At 71.3% G+C, this 16,580-nt stretch carries 11 protein-coding genes; 5 read left to right on the top strand and 6 right to left on the bottom strand.

Going from position 1 to position 16,580, the window contains the following annotated elements; genetic code table 11:
* Window positions 1–99: 99 nt before the first annotated feature.
* From BA175_RS14625 to BA175_RS14640, 4 genes are all read right to left on the bottom strand, one after another.
* A complete protein-coding gene (locus BA175_RS14625) occupies window positions 100–3,036 on the bottom strand; it encodes an AfsR/SARP family transcriptional regulator (protein ID WP_069171703.1) in 2,937 nt (978 codons plus the stop codon).
* A gap of 125 nt (window positions 3,037–3,161) precedes the next feature.
* Window positions 3,162–3,383 carry a DUF6458 family protein gene (locus BA175_RS14630; protein ID WP_069171704.1) on the bottom strand — a complete coding sequence of 74 codons (222 nt, stop codon included), beginning with the start codon at window positions 3,381–3,383 and terminating at the stop codon, window positions 3,162–3,164.
* A 104-nt stretch (window positions 3,384–3,487) separates the two neighbouring features.
* A complete protein-coding gene (locus tag BA175_RS14635; RefSeq protein ID WP_069171705.1) occupies window positions 3,488–4,786 on the bottom strand; it encodes a M18 family aminopeptidase in 1,299 nt (432 codons plus the stop codon).
* 118 nt (window positions 4,787–4,904) lie between these two features.
* Window positions 4,905–6,731 carry an acyl-CoA dehydrogenase gene (locus BA175_RS14640; RefSeq protein ID WP_069171706.1) on the bottom strand — a complete coding sequence of 609 codons (1,827 nt, stop codon included), beginning with the start codon at window positions 6,729–6,731 and terminating at the stop codon, window positions 4,905–4,907.
* A gap of 165 nt (window positions 6,732–6,896) precedes the next feature.
* Between BA175_RS14640 and BA175_RS14645 the strand changes: the two genes are divergently transcribed.
* The 3 genes from BA175_RS14645 (at window position 6,897) to BA175_RS14655 (ending at window position 9,585) form a co-directional block, all read left to right on the top strand.
* A complete protein-coding gene (locus BA175_RS14645; protein ID WP_069171707.1) occupies window positions 6,897–7,334 on the top strand; it encodes an SseB family protein in 438 nt (145 codons plus the stop codon).
* Window positions 7,335–7,485: 151 nt separating this feature from the next.
* A complete protein-coding gene (locus BA175_RS14650) occupies window positions 7,486–8,442 on the top strand; it encodes a pirin family protein (RefSeq protein WP_069171708.1) in 957 nt (318 codons plus the stop codon).
* A gap of 87 nt (window positions 8,443–8,529) precedes the next feature.
* Window positions 8,530–9,585 (top strand): AI-2E family transporter, encoded by a 1,056-nt coding sequence (locus BA175_RS14655; RefSeq protein ID WP_069171709.1) that lies wholly within the window; start codon window positions 8,530–8,532, stop codon window positions 9,583–9,585.
* On the opposite strand, the gene BA175_RS14660 is transcribed toward BA175_RS14655, so the two are convergent.
* Window positions 9,580–11,706, bottom strand: a complete 2,127-nt coding sequence (locus tag BA175_RS14660) for an ATP-binding SpoIIE family protein phosphatase (protein WP_069171710.1) — start codon at window positions 11,704–11,706, stop codon at window positions 9,580–9,582. The genes BA175_RS14655 and BA175_RS14660 overlap by 6 nt on opposite strands.
* A gap of 195 nt (window positions 11,707–11,901) precedes the next feature.
* On the opposite strand from BA175_RS14660, the gene aspS reads away from it, so the two are divergent.
* Window positions 11,902–13,704 carry an aspartate--tRNA ligase gene (gene aspS / locus BA175_RS14665; RefSeq protein WP_069171711.1) on the top strand — a complete coding sequence of 601 codons (1,803 nt, stop codon included), beginning with the start codon at window positions 11,902–11,904 and terminating at the stop codon, window positions 13,702–13,704.
* Window positions 13,705–13,939: 235 nt separating this feature from the next.
* The gene (locus BA175_RS14670; RefSeq protein ID WP_069171712.1) at window positions 13,940–14,692 is read left to right on the top strand and encodes a L,D-transpeptidase family protein; all 753 of its coding nucleotides are present in this window, start codon (window positions 13,940–13,942) and stop codon (window positions 14,690–14,692) included.
* A 241-nt stretch (window positions 14,693–14,933) separates the two neighbouring features.
* On the opposite strand, the gene metG is transcribed toward BA175_RS14670, so the two are convergent.
* A complete protein-coding gene (gene metG, locus BA175_RS14675; protein ID WP_069171713.1) occupies window positions 14,934–16,547 on the bottom strand; it encodes a methionine--tRNA ligase in 1,614 nt (537 codons plus the stop codon).
* Window positions 16,548–16,580 lie beyond the last annotated feature (33 nt).

Genomic DNA, 16,580 nt, shown 5'->3' on the forward strand with positions numbered 1-16,580 from the left:
TCCGCCGCCGGCCTGCTGACATCCATCAGTCTGGGCTCCGCCGCTCACGTATCGCTGCTGTCCCGCTGACGTTCCGCTGACGTGGCGCCGCGTGAGCGGTCAGCACTCGCCGGCGAGCCTGCGGCGGGCCTGCTCGTACCGTCCGCGGTACTCCTCCCGCGGAGTCACCCGCAGCAGGGCCTCCAGGGCTCCCACGGCGCCCTCGTCGTAACCGGCCTCCTCCGCGACCCCCGCCGCCCGGTCCAGCAGCCGGATCCCGTCCTCCGTCCCGCCGAGCGCCAGACGGGCCTCCCCGGCCACGGTCAGCAGCAGCACCCGGCGTGCCGCCTCCTCGTGCTCGGGCCCGAGGTCGAGTGCCGTCCGGGCGGCTTCCAGCGCCTCCTGCGGCCGGTTCGCGGTGAGCAGCATCCGGGCGAGGTGCTGCAGCCCGAGCATCTCGGTATGGCGGTCCCGCTCCTCGCGGGCCAGCCGGACAGCCAGTCCGCAGCCCTCCAGGGCGGTGGCGGTTTCCCCCTGCCCGGCCTGGACGACGGCCAGGTTGATCAGCGCGGTCGCCTCGCCGAGCCGGTCACCTGCCTGCCGGGCGAGTCCGGGCGAGCGCTCCAGCAGGGCGACGGCCTCGGCGGTCCGGCCCTCCTCGGTCAGCACCCAGCCCAGGAGGTTGAGCACCCGCGACTCGGCGGCGGGGTCGTTCTGGGTGCGGGCGGACTCCAGGGCGAGGTGCAGGAGCGGTGTCCAGCTGTCCCGGACCCGCCACACGACCTGCGGCCACTGGAGCAGGATGATCCGCCAGGCCCGGTCGTGGAGCCCGGCGGTGCGGGCGGCGACGGCGGCCAGGGCCAGGTCGTCGCGCTCGGCCGCCAGCCAGTTCATCGCCGCCGCCCGGTCGGTGAAGTCCCTGACCGCCGACGGACGGTGGTAGTCGTCCGGCAGGACGAAGCACGGCTCGCCGCCCGGCTCGGCGGTGTCGGCCGCCGCGAGGGCGGTGGCGATGTAGTGGTCGAGGACCCGGACGAGGGTCTCGGGCCCGGCCTCGGGTTCGATACCGCGGGCGTAGAGGCGTACCAGGTCGTGCAGTACCCAGCACCCGGGAGCCGTCTCGTTCACCAGGTGGGCGGCACCGAGCCGCTCCAGCGCGGCGGCCGCCCGCACGGGATCCGTGCCCGCGAGCGCGGCGCAGGTGTACGGGTCGACGTGGTTGCCCGGGTGGTGCCCGAGCCGGGCCAGCTGGTGCACCGCGTCCGGCGGCAACTGCTGGACGGTCAGCCGCAGAGCGGCCGACACCCCGGTGTCGTCCACTTCCAGGTAGGTCAGGCGGTTGCGCTCGTCGGCCAGCTCGTCGGCCAGGCCGGCCAGGGTCCATCGGGGGCGCCCGGCCAGCCGGGCGGCGGTCACGCGCAGGGCGAGGGGCAGCCCGCCGCAGAGTTCGGCGAGCCGACGGGCCGCCACCGGTTCGGCACGTACCCGCTCGTCGCCGATCACCCCGGCCAGGAGGGCGGTGCCGTCGTGCGGTTCGAGGGTGTCGAGGGGGACGGGACGGGCCGCGTCGGAGGCGATGAGGCCTTCCAGCCGGTGGCGGCTGGTGACGAGCGTGACGCAGCCGGGGCCGCCGGGGAGAAGGGGGCGGACGGTGGCGGAGTCGCGGGCGTTGTCGAGTATCACGAGCAGCCGGCGCCGGGAGGTCAGGGAGCGGAACAGCGCGGCGGCGGCGGGGACGGACTCCGGGACGTGGCGCGGCAGGACGCCGAGCGCGAGCAGGAACTCGCGCAGGACGTCGGTCAGGGCGGCTTCACCGGTCTCGCTGAACCCCCGCAGGTCGGCGAAGAGGCGGCCGTCCGGAAAGGCGGCCGGGCTGTGGTGGGCCCAGTGCAGGGTCAGCGCGGTCTTGCCCACCCCGGCCGGGCCGGTGACCAGGCAGACGGGTGCCTCACCCGCCGCCGCCCGGGTCAGCGCGGCGAGTTCGGACGTACGCCCGTGGAAACCGCGGGGAGGGCGGGGCAGCAGGTCGGTGGGGTGCGCGAACTCGGCGGAGCGCACGGCCTGGAGGAGGTGCGGCGAGGGGAGCCCGTCCGCGTCCCCGGCCGGACCGGCCGCCTTCCCGGCACCGGGCACGGCCCGCAGGGGGGTGGCCGCCGTATCGGCGGGGCCCACCGCGGGCAGGGCCGTGAGCGTCGTCCGGCCTCCTCCGGCCGAGCCGGGGCGAGCGGCGTCCCCGGCCCCGGCCGGTCTCCGTTCCCGTCTCCGCTCCCGCGCGGGTTCCGGTTCCCGTCCCGTCTCCCGTACGCCGTCGGGCACCGGGCCGCCCCGCAGGATCAGCGCGTACGCGTCGGCGAGTCCGGGTCCCGGGTCGATGCCCAGTTCGTCGGCGAGCAGCCGCCTGGTGCGGTGGAACCAGTCGAGCGCCTCCGACTGGCGCCCCGCCCGGTAGAGCGCCCTTATCAGGGCGGCGGCGAGCGACTCCCGCATCGGGTGGGCGACGGCCTCCGTCCGCAGGACGGCGGCGGCGCGGTGGTGCTCGCCCAAGGAGGTGTAGGCGTCGGCGAGGTGTTCCACCGTCGCCAGCCTCGACTCCTCCAGCGTGTGCGCGGCGGCTTGGAGCGGGGGCCCGGCGAACACTCCGCTCAGGGCCGGTCCCTGCCACAGCGCCAGTGCTTCGTGGAGCATCACGACGGTGTCGTCGGCGTCGCGCTGCCGGCGGGCCAGCATGAGGAGTTCCTCGAACCGCTGGAAGTCCAGGAGGCTTTCCGGCACCCGCAGGACGTAGGCGTCCCCGAGCGTCACCAGTTCCACGCCGTACGCAGAGGCATCCGCGCCCACCAGGAGCGCGCGGAGCCGTGAGACGTGACCCTGGATGACGCTGCGGGCGTGCAGCGGGGGTTCGTCGTCCCACAGGGATTCCGTCAGCCGGGTGACCGACACCGGGGTGTTGGCGGAGAGCATCAGCGCGGCCAGCAGACTGCGGCGCTTGGCGGGCCCGAGGGGGAGCGGCCCGGTGAGGGTGTCGACGGAGACCGTGCCGAGCAGCCGGAACTCCACGAGCGGCTTTCCTTCCGGGTGGGACGCACCCGGGGCCCGGGCCGGCCCTCAGAATATCGGGGTCGTCGCCGAACCGGCGGGGGGTCGCGCCGGACCGGTGGCACCCGGCCGGCCGACGGCCCGGGTCACGGGTAGCGGCGCTCCTCCTCCGTCACGACCGTGGTGGTGGGCGGCACGACCATGCGGCGGCGCCGCGCGATGCTCACGTAGACGAAGACCCCGACGAGTCCGACGAGCATCATGATCCAGCCGACCAGGTCGACGTTGACGGTGTCCATCTGCCAATCGGTGGCGAACGCGAGTATCGCCCCGGCACCGATCAGGAGAATGCATCCTCCGAGTCCCATGATTTCCGCCTCCTCGACGGCCCGGTGACTCCGGGCCGGTGTACGTGTCGCGTACCCGGCCCGGCAACAACCATGTCCCTAAAGAGGACTGACACCGGGAAAGGTCAGCCGGCGAGGAACGCCGCGATCGCCTCGGCCAGGAGGTACGGGTCGTCCGCGCCGCACAGTTCGCGGGCGCTGTGCATCGACAGGATCGCGACGCCCACGTCGACGGTCCGGATGCCGTGGCGGGCCGCGGTGATCGGGCCGATCGTCGTGCCGCAGGGCATGGAGTTGTTGGAGACGAACGTCTGCCACGGCACGCCCGCCTTCTCGCAGGCGGCCGCGAACAGGGCACGGCCGCCGCCATCGGTCGCGTACCGCATGTTGACGTTGACCTTGAGGATCGGCCCGCCGTTGACGACCGGGTGGTGGGTCGGGTCGTGCCGCTCCCCGTAGTTGGGGTGGATGGCGTGGCCGGTGTCCGAGGAGAGGCAGACGGTGCCCGCGAAGGCGCGGGCGCGGTCCTCGTAGGAGCCGCCGCGGGCGAACACGGAGCGCTCCAGGACGGTGCCGAGCAGCGGGCCGTCCGCGCCGGTGTCGGACTGGGAGCCGTTCTCCTCGTGGTCGAAGGCGGCCATGACGGGGATGTACGGGAGTTCGCCGTCCGGCTGTCCGGCCACGGCGGCCAGGGCGGCCGTGGCGGCGTGGACGGAGAGCAGGTTGTCCATGCGGGGGCCGGCGAGCAGCTCACGGTCCCGGCCCAGGTAGGCCGGCGGCTCGACGGGGTGCGGCATCAGGTCCCAGCCGGTGACGTCGTCCGGGTCGACGCCGGCCTCCTCGGCGACGAAGCGGATGAGGTCGCCCTCCGCGACGTCACCGAGCCCCCAGATCGGCTGCATGTGCTTCTGCCGGTCGAGCTTGAGCCCGTCGGTGTTGGCCGACCGGTCCAGGTGCACGGCCAGCTGCGGCACGCGCAGCAGCGGCCGGTCGATGTCGACCAGCCGGTGCGTGCCGTCGCGCAGCGACAGCCGTCCGGCCAGGCCGAGGTCCCGGTCGAGCCAGGTGTTGAGGAGGGTGCCGCCGTAGATCTCGACGGCGATCTGCCGCCAGCCGTACGAACCGGTGTCGGGCAGCGGCTTGACCCGCAGGTTGGGGGAGTCGGTGTGCGCCCCGGCGATCCGGAACGGGGTGTGCGCCTCCGCGCCCTCGGGCACGTACCAGGCGACGATCGCTCCGCCGCGCAGGACGTACTTCCCGCCCGTGGACGCGTCCCAGGCCGCCGTCTCCTCGACCTGCCGGAAACCGGCCTTCTCCAGCCGGGCCGCCGCGGCTGCGACGGCGTGGTACGGGGAAGGTCCGGCCATCAGGAAGGTCATCAGGTCGTCGGTGTGCCCGCGGTCGAAGCGGAGGCGTGAGCTCATGTTCTTCACTGTAACGACGGGGGGCCGAAAGGATTCACCGCAGGCCGCTCCGGCCCGGGGCACGGGTACGGCCCGTCCCCGGCGGGGGCGGGCCGTACGCGGCGGGGCGGGAGGAGCGTCAGAACGCGTCCTCGTCCAGCTCCATCAGGGAGTTGTCCACGGACTCGGCCAGGGCGCGCTCGGCCGAGACGCGCGGCAGGATGTCGGTGGCGAAGAACTTCGCGGCGGCGATCTTGCCCCGGTAGAAGGCGGCGTCCTTGGCGGAGGCCGTGGGCAGCTTCTCGGCGGCCACGGCCGCGCCCTTGAGCAGCAGGTAGCCGACGACGACGTCACCGGAGGCCATGAGCAGGCGGGTGGTGTTGAGGCCGACCTTGTAGATGTTCCTGACGTCCTCGCCGGTCGCGGTCAGGTCGGTGATCATCGTGCCGACGATCGCCTCCAGGTCCACCGCGGCCTTGGCGAGGTTGTCCAGCGCGCCGGACAGCTCCTCGTGGTCCTGGGCGCCCGCGAGGAACTTCTTGATCTCCTCGGACAGGGCGTTCAGGGAGGCACCCTGGTCGCGGACGATCTTCCGGAAGAAGAAGTCCTGGCCCTGGATCGCCGTGGTGCCCTCGTAGAGGGTGTCGATCTTGGCGTCCCGGATGTACTGCTCGATCGGGTACTCCTGGAGGTAGCCGGAGCCGCCGAAGGTCTGGAGCGACTGCGCGAGCTGCTCGTAGGACTTCTCGGAGCCGTAGCCCTTCACGATCGGCAGCAGCAGGTCGTTGAGGCCGTGCAGCGCCTTGGCGTCGTCGCCGGCGGCCTCGGTGACCTGGATCGCGTCCTGCACGGAGGCGGTGTACAGCACGAGGGAGCGCATGCCCTCCGCGTACGCCTTCTGCGTCATGAGGGCCCGGCGCACGTCGGGGTGGTGCGTGATGGTGACCTTGGGCGCCGTCTTGTCCATGAACTGCGACAGGTCGGTGCCCTGGACGCGCTCCTTGGCGTACTCCAGCGCGTTGAGGTAGCCCGTCGACAGGGTGGCGATGGCCTTCGTACCGACCATCATGCGGGCGAACTCGATGATGCGGAACATCTGGCGGATGCCGTCGTGCTTGTCGCCGATCAGCCAGCCCTTGGCGGGGTGCCGGTCGCCGAAGGTCATCTCGCAGGTGTTGGACGCCTTGAGGCCCATCTTGTGCTCGACGTTCGTCGCGTAGACGCCGTTGCGCTCGCCGAGTTCGCCGGTGGTCCAGTCGAAGTGGAACTTCGGGACCAGGAAGAGGGAGAGGCCCTTGGTGCCCGGGCCGGCGCCCTCGGGGCGTGCCAGCACGTAGTGGAGGATGTTCTCCGACATGTCGTGCTCGCCCGAGGTGATGAAGCGCTTGACACCCTCGATGTGCCAGGAGCCGTCCTCCTGCTCGACGGCCTTCGTGCGGCCGGCGCCGACGTCCGAGCCGGCGTCCGGCTCGGTCAGCACCATCGTCGAGCCCCACTGCTTCTCGACGGCGATCTCGGCGATCTTCTTCTGCGCGTCGTTGCCCTCGTCGAAGAGGATGCCGGCGAAGGCCGGGCCGGAGGAGTACATCCAGACGGCCGGGTTCGAGCCGAGCAGCAGCTCCGCGTAACCCCAGATCAGGGAGCGGGGGGAGGTGGTGCCGCCGATCTCCTCGGGCAGGCCCAGGCGCCAGTACTCGGAGTCCATGAACGCCTGGTAGGACTTCTTGAAGGAGTCCGGGACCGGCGCGGTGTTGGTCTCGGGGTCGAACACCGGCGGGTTGCGGTCGGCGTCGGCGTACGAGTCGGCGAGGTCGTTCTCCGCGAGGCGGGTGACCTCGTCGAGGATCGACTTCGCGGTGTCGACGTCCATCTCCGTGAACGGGCCGGTGCCGTACAGCTTGTCGCGCCCGAGGACCTCGAAGAGGTTGAACTCGATGTCGCGGAGATTCGACTTGTAGTGCCCCATGGGAAGGCTCCGTAATCAATAGCAGTGGCGCGCAGCGCCCCGTGGAGGAGTGAGGACCGGGCGACGGCTGGCGTGGGCGTGTCAGCTCACTTCACGATGATGCTACCCGTCAGTAATAAGACGCAACCCCTCAAGGTGCAGATGTGTCCGATTACTCTTTGCCGCATGTATGGCTACGACCAGAACCCGGGCGCGCAGCAGCAGATGGGTGGCGGCTACGAGCAGCCGCTGTACCCGGAGCCCTCGCCGCCGTCCCTGGCCGACGCGGTTCGGGCCTTCACGACCGGTTCGCTGTCCGCGGAGGACTTCCAGCAGATCTTCGCGACGTCGAAGGTCTACTGCCCGCGCGGCGACAACCCTGGTTTCCTGGCTCTCCACAACACCCAGCAGCCGGTGATCCCGATGTTCACCACGCTCAAGGAGCTCCGGCGGTACGCGGGCAAGGAGTCGAAGTACTTCGTGATCACCGGCGCCGAGGTGATCGATCTCCTTCCGACCGGCTACGGCTTCGTGCTGGACATGGAGGGCGACCACCGCATGGTGTTCGACGCCAAGGCGGTGGAGCAGATGGTCGACTTCGCCATGCGCCGCATGTACGGCTGAGCGCCGCGGCGTGCGGGCGGCGGGCCCGGTCCGGGAGGGGGAACCTCCCGGACCGGGCCTTCTCGCTGTCCGGGCCGCGGGAATGAACGTCGCCTTGCGGGATGTTCACGGTTCAACTAAATTGGACGCAAGACCTCCGGAGGTGGCTCCCATGCCCGCAGTGACCGTCGACAACCCGCTGACCCTGCCCAAGGTCGCCGCCCCGGCCGATGCCGTGGCCCGACCCGTGCTCACGGTCACGACCGCCCCGTCCGGCTTCGAGGGGGAGGGGTTCCCGGTGCGGCGCGCGTTCGCCGGGATCAACTACCGGCACCTCGACCCGTTCATCATGATGGACCAGATGGGTGAGGTGGAGTACGCGGCGGGCGAGCCGAAGGGGACGCCCTGGCACCCGCACCGCGGCTTCGAGACCGTCACCTACATCATCGACGGCAGCTTCATCCACCAGGACAGCAACGGTGGTGGCGGCGCGATCGAGAACGGTGACACGCAGTGGATGACGGCCGGTTCGGGCCTCCTCCACATCGAGACGCCCCCCGAGCACCTCGTCATGTCCGGTGGTCTCTTCCACGGTCTCCAGCTCTGGGTGAACCTGCCGAAGGCCGACAAGATGATGGCCCCGCGCTACCAGGACATCCGGGGCGGACAGGTCCAGCTCCTCGCCTCCCCGGACGGCGGCGCGCTGCTGCGTGTCATCGCCGGTGACCTCGACGGCCACGAGGGACCGGGCATCACCCACACCCCGATCTCCATGATCCACGCCACCGTGCGGCCGGGTGCCGAGGTGACGCTGCCGTGGCGCGAGGACTTCAACGGCCTCGCGTACGTCCTCGCCGGGCGCGGGAGCGTCGGCGTGGAGCGGCGCCCCGTCCACATGGGGCAGACCGCGGTCTTCGGCGCCGGGTCCTCGATGACCTTCCGGGCCGACGAGACGCAGGACGGCAACACCCCGGACCTGGAGGTCGTGCTGCTCGGCGGGCGTCCGATCCGTGAGCCCATGGCGCACTACGGGCCGTTCGTGATGAACACCCAGGCCGAGCTCCAGCAGGCCTTCGAGGACTTCCAGGCCGGCCGCCTCGGCACGGTGCCCGCCGTGCACGGCATGTGACGGAAGGCGGAGCGTACGGGTGACGGCTCGTCACCCGTACGCCCGTACGGGCGGGACACCGTTGCCCCCGCGTGTTCGGGTGGGAGGGTGCCTACCCGCAAGCGCCTCCTGCCCGACAGCGCCCGGCGGACGGCCGCCTGGTGCGGTGTCCTGCTCCTGGTGGCCGGTGTCGCGGCGGTTGCCGTCTGGCTGGTCGTCGCCCTCAAGACGGCGGTCACACCGGTCCTCCTCGCCCTGCTCGGTACGGCGCTGCTCGGACCGGTCCACCGCCGGCTGACCGCCGGAGGGCTGAACAGGTCGCTGGCCGCCGGGCTGACCTGTGCGGCGCTCGTCGCGGTGGTGGGGGGCGCCGGATACATCGTCGTCACCGCGCTCGTCGACAGCGGCGGCCAGATCGTGGCCTCGCTGAAGCAGGCCGGTCAGTGGGTCGTCGACCACCTGGACGTCGCCGGCGTCGCCGACGTGAACGACCTCGCGGCCAACGCCAAAACCCTCGTCGGCAAGTTCGGCGCGAGTGCCGCGGGCGGTCTGCTCACCGGCATCAGCGTCATCGGCTCCCTCACCGCCACCGCCGTCCTGGCCCTGCTGCTGACCTTCTTCTTCCTGCGCGACGCCGACCGCGCCGCCCACCTCCTGCGCACCGTCGCCCCGCGCGGCACCGCAGACGTGGTGGAAGCGATGGGGCGCAGGGCTTTCGGGGCGGTCGAAGGGTTCATGCGGGGCACCACCCTCATCGCGCTGATCGACGCGGCGTGCATCACGGCCGGACTGCTGATCCTGCGGGTCCCGGGCGCCGTGGGCCTGGGGGCGCTGGTCTTCGTGGGTGCCTACATCCCGTATCTGGGGGCCTTCGTCTCCGGCGCCGTCGCCGTCCTGGTCGCCCTCGCCGACCGCGGGTTCGTGATCGCGCTCTGGGCGCTGGGCGTGGTGCTCGCGGTCCAGGTGCTGGAGGGGCACGTGCTGCAGCCGGTCATCCAGAGCCGCACGGTCCACATGCACCCCGCCATGATCCTCATCGCGCTGACCGCGGGGGCGAGCGTGGCGGGCCTGCTGGGCATGCTGCTGGCGGTGCCCCTGTGCGCGGCGGCGTTCGGCATCATCGGCGAGCTGCGGAAGGACGACGGGGCCCCGGAAGGCTCATGACGTGCCGGCCAGGCGCAGTTCCGCGGGATCCTCCGACTCGTACAGCTCGAACCAGATGCACTTCCCCTCGCCCTGCGGGTCCACCCCCCACGCGTCGGCGAGCATCTCCATCAGCATCAGCCCGCGCCCACTGGACGCCATCTCGCCGGGCCGCCGCTTGTGCGGCAGTTCGTCGCTGGCGTCGGCCACCTCGACGCGCAGCCGCCGCTCCCCCCGCTCGCCGGTCAGCTCGGCGACCAGCAGCGCGTCCCCGTCCGTGTGGACGAGGACGTTGGTGGCCATCTCGGAGACCATGAGCACCGCCGAGTCGACCTGCTCTCCGTCGGACCAGTCGTGCAGCAGCGCGCGCACCTGCTCGCGGGCGGCGGAGACCCGCTCGGGTTCCGCCTGGGCGATGATCATCGCGGAACGGCGCCCCGGCTGCCGGCGCGTCCGCGTCCCCTCGCGGCGCAGCACCAGGACGGCGATGTCGTCCTCGCGCCGGTCCACCAGGGGGCCGGTCAGGTAATGCGAACCCGGGCCGTGCACGGCCTGGACCAGCGCGTCGGCGAGCGCCTCCAGCTCCTCGGTGGGTTTCTCCAGGATCGGCCGGAGCCGGGTCCACCCGGTTGCCATGTCGTGCCCGCCGGTCTCGATGAGCCCGTCCGTGCACAGCATGATCGTCTCTCCCGGCTCGAGGAGGACCTGCGTCGTCGGATAGTCGGTGTCCTTCTCGATGCCCAGGGGAAGGCCGCCCGCGGTCTGCCGGATCGCCGCGGTGCCGTCGACGCTGACCACCACCGGATCCGGATGGCCAGCGCGGGCGATGTCGAGGTTGCCGGTGTCCGGGTCGGCCTCCGCGTACAGGCAGGTGGCGAAGCGTGCCGCGGTGAGTTCGTCCTCGCCCTCCACGGGGACGTACGCGTCGTTGAGCCCGGCCAGGAAGCGCGAGGCCCGGGAGAGCACCGCGTCGGGGCGGTGGCCCTCGGCGGCGTAGGCGCGCAGCGCGATCCGGAGCTGGCCCATCAGCCCGGCGGCCCGGACGTCGTGGCCCTGGACGTCGCCGATGACGAGGGCGATGCGGCCGTTGGGGAGCTGGATCATGTCGTACCAGTCGCCGCCGACCTGGAGGCCGCCGCCGGTCGGGATGTAGCGCGCGGCCACGCTCAGCCCCGGGATGCCGGGCCCCAGGGACGGCATCATCGCCCTCTGCAGCCCCATGGACAGCGCGCGCTCGGTCTCGGCGGCCCCGGCCCGGGTCAGTGCCTGGGCCAGCATCCGGGCCACGGTCGTCAGTACGGAGCGCTCGTCGGGCGAGAAGGCCACGCTGTGCCGGAAGCCGGCCATCCAGGCACCCATGGTGCGGCCTGACGCGACCAGCGGCAGGAAGGCCCACGAGCGGCGCTCGAAGGGCCGGTCGAGCGGCCAGGTGACGGGGAAGCGCCTGCGGTACTCCTCGGGGGAGGAGAGGTAGATGGCCTGCCCGGTCCGGGCGGCCTCGGCGGCCGGGTGGTCGGTGTCCAGCGGCATGTCGGTGAACGGCTCCGCGTCACCGTCGCCCGGCCCGTAGTGCCCGATCACCGACAGGCGGTCGCCCGTCACCCCGAAGACGGCGAGCCCGTTCGGGGAGAACCCGGGCATGGAGAGCGAACCCGCGACCCGCAGCACCTCCTCGGTCGACGCGGCCTCGGCCAGGGCCCGCCCCGCGTCCAGCAGGAAGGCCTCGCGCGAGCGGCGCCAGTCACCGGTGAGGGGTGTGCGCACCGCGGTGGCGTCCGAGGCGTGGGCGACCTCCTCCAGGGTGCCCATGAGGACGTACTCGTCAGGGCCGGCGGGCGGCCCCACGGGGACGGGCTTCGACCGGCTGCGTACCGTGCGCAGGACCGTTCCCCCGTCGTCCACCACGCGCAGGCGGGCCTCGGCGACCGTGTCCTCGGCGATGGCGAAGTTCACCACGCCGTCGACCTCGTCCCAGTCGGCCGGGTGGAAGCGGGGGCGCACCTCGGCCCCGGGGCGGACCGTGGGCTCGGCGGGCAGTCCGAGCAGCCGGGCCGCCTCGGCGTCGAGCGAGACCGTACCCGCCGAGCTGTCCCAGCTCCACAGCCCGGTTCCGATCGCAGCCAGGATCTCCTCGGTGCGCATTGCCCCACTTTATGAAGATATTCTTCGCGGACGCCACCGAGGGGCAGCCGCCCGATGACCGTTCGGGCACGTGACCGGCCTTCTCCGGCGGCCGTCCCGGAGTCCCGCGGCGTCCACGGCAACGAAGGGGCGCGCCGACGGGCGGTAGCCTGGGGTGTCAATCCACCCCGAACCGCGAAGACTGGATGAACGACGATGCATCGGTACAGGTCCCACACCTGCGGCGAGCTCCGCGCCTCTGACGTCGGCACCGACGTCCGGCTGAGCGGCTGGCTGCACAATCGCCGAGACCTGGGCGGCATCCTCTTCATCGATCTGCGCGACCACTACGGACTGGTCCAGCTCGTCGCCCGTCCCGGCACCCCCGGTAACGACGCCCTGGCGAAGCTGACCAAGGAGACCGTCGTACGGATCGACGGCAAGGTCTCCGCGCGCGGCGCCGAGAACGTCAACCCGGAGCTGCCGACCGGTGAGATCGAGATCGAGGTCACCGAGGTCGAGGTGCTGGGCGAGGCCGGCCCGCTGCCCTTCACGATCAACACCGAGGACGGCGTGAACGAGGAGCGGCGCCTGGAGTACCGCTTCCTCGACCTGCGCCGCGAGCGCATGCACCGCAACATCATGCTGCGCTCGGCCGTGATCGCCTCCATCCGCTCCAAGATGGTGGCCCTCGGCTTCAACGAGATGGCCACGCCGATCCTGACCGCGACGTCCCCCGAGGGCGCCCGCGACTTCGTCGTCCCGTCCCGGCTGAACCCGGGCAAGTTCTACGCGCTTCCCCAGGCCCCGCAGCAGTTCAAGCAGCTGCTGATGATCTCCGGCTTCGACCGCTACTTCCAGATCGCGCCCTGCTTCCGTGACGAGGACGCCCGCGCCGACCGCTCGCCCGGCGAGTTCTACCAGCTCGACGTCGAGATGTCGTTCGTGGAGCAGGAGGACGTCTTCCAGCCGATCGAGAAGCTGATGACCGAGCTCTTCGAGGAGTTCGGCAACGGCCGGCACGTCACGTCGCCCTTCCCGCGCATCCCGTTCCGCGAGGCGATGCTGAAGTACGGCAACGACAAGCCGGACCTGCGCGCCCAGCTGGAGCTCGTCGACATCTCCGACGTGTTCGCGGACTCCGGGTTCAAGGCGTTCGCGGGCAAGCACGTCCGCGCGCTGCCGGTCCCGGACACCGCCGGCCAGTCCCGGAAGTTCTTCGACGGCCTCGGTGAGTACGCGGTCGAGCACGGCGCCAAGGGCCTCGCCTGGGTCCGCGTCGGCGAGGACGGGACGCTGGCCGGCCCGATCGCCAAGTTCCTCACCGAGACGGACGTCAAGACGCTCACGGAGCGCCTCTCCCTCGTCCCCGGCCACGCGGTCTTCTTCGGCGCGGGCGAGTTCGACGAGGTATCCAAGATCATGTCAGCCGTCCGCGTCGAGGCCGCCAAGCGCGCCGGCCACTTCGAGGAGGGCGTCTTCCGGTTCTGCTGGGTCGTCGACTTCCCGATGTACGAGAAGGACGAGGAGACCGGGAGGATCGACTTCTCGCACAACCCCTTCTCGATGCCCCAGGGCGGCCTGGAGGACCTGGAGACGAAGGACCCGCTGGACATCCTCGCCTGGCAGTACGACATCGTCTGCAACGGCATCGAGCTGTCCTCGGGCGCCATCCGCAACCACGAGCCCGAGCTGATGATCAAGGCCTTCGAGATCGCCGGGTACGACCGCGAGACCGTCGAGCACGAGTTCGCGGGCATGCTCCGCGCCTTCCGTCTCGGCGCCCCGCCGCACGGCGGTATCGCCCCGGGCGTCGACCGCATCGTGATGCTCCTGGCCGACGAGCCCAACATCCGCGAGACGATCGCCTTCCCGCTCAACGGCAACGCCCAGGACCTGATGATGGGTGCCCCGACCGTGCTGGACGAGGCGCGGCTGCGCGAGCTGAACATCCAGCTCCGCAAGCCGGCCGCATCGGCCAAGGACAAGGCCGAGACGAAGGAAGCCGCCGCGAAGTAGGTGCTTCCCTCCCGCTTCGGTTCCACGTGAAACAGCCCCCGGCCTGCCGGGGGCTGTTCTCGTGACAGGGCTCCCGGGCGGTCCGGGCACCCGCGGGCAGGTGCCCGGACCGCGGGCACACGGACAGAGGCCCGGGTACAGCCGGATGGCCCCCGTTCCGGTTCGGCGGTGCCGGGCCCGGCAAAGACTGGCACCGAAGGAGACCCACCGCCCTGCCACCGAGGAGTCCCGCACCGTGTCCGTCCCTCGTCGCCCGTACGTCCTTCTCGTCGCCCTGTTCCTTCTGGTCATCGGCTGCTCCGCCGGTGCGGTGAAGACGGCCGCGCCCCGTGGTGCGGCAGGCCCCGAGGTCTCGCCGACCCCGTCGCCGTCCCCGGTGGTGCTCGCCCCGCCCCGGGAGATCCCGGCGCTGGGCCCGCTGACCAGGGGACGGATCCCGGCCACCGCGCGGCAGGCCGTCGTGGTGACCGGGGAGGGCCGGGACCTCAACCGTTCCTCGGTCGTGCTCTACTCCCGCGACGATCCCGCACTCGGCTGGAGACCGGAGGCAGGGCCCTGGCCCGCCCACAACGGCATGAAGGGCTGGACGGATTACCACATGGCAAGTGATCTCCGGTCCCCCGTCGGGGTGTTCGGGCTCACCGACGCGGGCGGCCGTCTCCCGGATCCCGGCGCGCTCCTCCCGTACGACGAACAGCCACGCTTCCGTGTGAGCGGGGAGGGTTTCATGGGAGAGCCGCTGGAGGGGTCCTTCGACTACGTCGTCGCCATCAACTTCAACCGGATTCCCGGTGCGAGCCCGCTGGACCGTACCCGGCCGCTCGGTGAGGAGCGGGGCGGTGGCATCTGGCTCCACGTGGACCACGGCGGTCCCACCCAGGGCTGCGTCTCGCTCCCCGAGGACCGGATGAAGGAGCTCCTTCGCACGCTGGACCCGGCGAAGTACCCGGTGATCGTCATGGGGGACGCCGTGTCGCTGACCCGCTGAGAGCCGACGGACGGACACACACAGGAGCCCGGTACCCGACACGTCGGGTACCGGGCTCCTGTGCGCAGGGCAGCCCGGGAGGGCGTTCCCCTCCAGCATACGCCCTCGGGCGCGTTTCGAAAGTCCCGTCTGCCCGGCGACGCCTGACCAGTATCGAGGCGACCCTCCGCCTTGTGATCGCACGCACCGGACGCCGCCGGGCCTGCCCTCCGGGCAGACGACGCCACTTTCGAAACACGCCCTAGGCGGGCTTCTCCTCCAGGCGCGGGAACAGCACCGCGCCCTTGGTCACGGTCGCGCCCGCGGGCAGCTGCCCCCAGTGGCCCGCGTCCTGCACCGGCTGGGCGGCCAGGGCGCCGAGGGAGGCCTCCGCGCCGAGGGAGTCCCACAGCTTCTGCGAGGTGTCCGGCATCACGGCGTTCAGCAGCACCGCGACACCGCGCAGCGACTCGGCCGCGGTGTACAGGACGGTCGCGAGGCGGGCCTGGCCCTCGGGCGACTGGTCCTTGGCGACCTTCCACGGCTCCTGCTCCGTGATGTAACCGTTGACCTGCTTCACGAAGTCGAAGATCGCGAGGATGCCGCCCTGGAAGTCCAGCTCCTCGCCGATCTTCCGGTCGGCCGCGTCGACGGCCCGCGCGAGGCCCTCCTGGACCGCCCGCTCCGCGTCACCCGCGGCCGTGGCCTCCGGGAGGGCGCCGCCGAAGTACTTGCCGACCATGGCGGCCACGCGCGAGGCGAGGTTGCCGTAGTCGTTGGCGAGCTCGGAGGTGTAGCGGGCGCTGAAGTCCTCCCAGGAGAACGAGCCGTCGCTGCCGTAGGCGATGGCCCGCAGGAAGTACCAGCGGTAGGCGTCCACACCGAAGTGCGAGGTCAGGTCCTGGGGCTTGATGCCCGTCAGGTTCGACTTCGACATCTTCTCGCCGCCGACCATCAGCCAGCCGTTGGCGACGACCTTGCCGGGCAGGGGCAGGCCCTGAGCCATCAGCATCGCGGGCCAGATGACGGAGTGGAACCGGAGGATGTCCTTGCCGATCAGGTGCACGTCCGCCGGGAAGGTGCTGTCGAACTTCTCCTGGTTGGCGCCGTAGCCGACCGCCGTGGCGTAGTTCAGCAGGGCGTCGACCCACACGTAGATGACGTGCTTCGGGTCCCACGGCACCGGGACGCCCCAGTCGAACGTGGAACGGGAGATCGACAGGTCCTGCAGGCCCTGCTTGACGAAGTTCACGATCTCGTTGCGCGCCGACTCGGGCTGGATGAAGTCCGGGTTGGCCGCGTAGAACTCCATGAGCCTCGGGCCGTACTCGCTGAGCTTGAAGAAGTAGTTCTCCTCCTTGAGGATCTCCACCGGCTTCTTGTGGACCGAGCACAGCTTCGTGCCGTCCTCGGCCTCGATCAGGTCGCCCGGGAGCTTGTACTCCTCGCAGCCCACGCAGTACGGGCCCTCGTAGCCGCCCTTGTAGATCTGGTCCTTGTCGAACAGGTCCTGCACGAACTCCTGCACACGGTCGGTGTGCCGCTTCTCCGTCGTGCGGATGAAGTCGTCGTTCGCGATGTCGAGGTGCTCCCAGAGGGGCTTCCAGGACTCCTCGACGAGCTTGTCGCACCAGGCCTGGGGCGTGACGTCGTTCGCCTCGGCCGTGCGCATGATCTTCTGACCGTGCTCGTCCGTGCCGGTGAGGTACCACACCTTCTCGCCGCGCTGACGGTGCCAGCGCGTGAGCACGTCGCCTGCGACGGTCGTGTAGGCGTGGCCCAGGTGAGGAGCGTCGTTGACGTAGTAGATGGGGGTCGATACGTAGAAACTCTTCACGCCGTCGCCCCCTTGCTTCTCGGATCCAGTGGCCGCCATGGTCGAAATCCTAACGGCCCGGGGACGAGCTCC

Origin of the sequence: Streptomyces griseus, from assembly GCF_001715295.1 — a bacterium.
GTDB lineage: Bacteria > Actinomycetota > Actinomycetes > Streptomycetales > Streptomycetaceae > Streptomyces > Streptomyces griseus_G.

Bases quoted from the DNA above. Each gene is read 5' to 3' on its own strand.
- BA175_RS14640 (WP_069171706.1), bottom strand. From the start codon at position 6,731: ATGGGGCACTACAAGTCGAATCTCCGCGACATCGAGTTCAACCTCTTC.
- BA175_RS14635 (WP_069171705.1), bottom strand. From the start codon at position 4,786: ATGAGCTCACGCCTCCGCTTCGACCGCGGGCACACCGACGACCTGATG.
- BA175_RS14660 (WP_069171710.1), bottom strand. From the start codon at position 11,706: ATGCGCACCGAGGAGATCCTGGCTGCGATCGGAACCGGGCTGTGGAGC.
- aspS (WP_069171711.1), top strand. From the start codon at position 11,902: ATGCATCGGTACAGGTCCCACACCTGCGGCGAGCTCCGCGCCTCTGAC.
- BA175_RS14645 (WP_069171707.1), top strand. From the start codon at position 6,897: ATGTATGGCTACGACCAGAACCCGGGCGCGCAGCAGCAGATGGGTGGC.
- BA175_RS14650 (WP_069171708.1), top strand. From the start codon at position 7,486: ATGCCCGCAGTGACCGTCGACAACCCGCTGACCCTGCCCAAGGTCGCC.
- BA175_RS14630 (WP_069171704.1), bottom strand. From the start codon at position 3,383: ATGGGACTCGGAGGATGCATTCTCCTGATCGGTGCCGGGGCGATACTC.
- metG (WP_069171713.1), bottom strand. From the start codon at position 16,547: ATGGCGGCCACTGGATCCGAGAAGCAAGGGGGCGACGGCGTGAAGAGT.